Source organism: Candidatus Pelagibacter communis (genome assembly GCF_001180025.1).
Lineage (GTDB): Bacteria > Pseudomonadota > Alphaproteobacteria > Pelagibacterales > Pelagibacteraceae > Pelagibacter > Pelagibacter ubique_A.
Map to the genome: position 1 here is coordinate 1 of NZ_CVSK01000057.1, position 551 is coordinate 551.

1 protein-coding gene is annotated in these 551 nt (G+C 36.3%); it reads left to right on the forward strand.

Annotated features, from left to right (window positions below):
- A partial coding sequence (locus AMN83_RS02885; RefSeq protein WP_425304141.1) for a glycine betaine ABC transporter substrate-binding protein occupies window positions 1-551 on the forward strand: 551 nt, incomplete at both ends.

Genomic DNA, 551 nt, shown 5'->3' on the forward strand with positions numbered 1-551 from the left:
AAGTAGTAAACCTTATGAAGGAAACCAGGGTTATTGTGTTTCTCAACAGTTTGCTAAAAAAATGAACATTACAGCAATTGAAGACTTAGCAAGACCTGAAGTTGTTAAAGCTATGGATAGCGATGGCAATGGAAAAGGTGAGTTTTGGATAGGTGCTGATGGTTGGGCTTCTGCAAATGTAAACCAAGTTAAATTAAGAGACTATGGTTTATATGATGCTGGTATTGAAGCAGTTAGAGCTGCTGAAGCAGTTAAAAATGCAAGAGTACTAGACTCGATCAAAAAAGGTGAAGGTTATGCATTCTATTGTTACAAACCTCATGCAATTTGGGGGATGGCTGATGTAGTGATGTTAACAGAACCAAAATATGATCCTGCAAAATATAAAATGATTCAACCTAAAGCAGATGCTGACTGGTATAAGAAATCTTATGTTGCATCAAAAGATGCTCTTAAGCAAATCCAAATCGGTTGGGCTACTTCTTTAGAGAGTCAATCACCAGCGATTGTAGAATTCTTCAAGAATTTTCAATTAACAGCTGATGATGTTT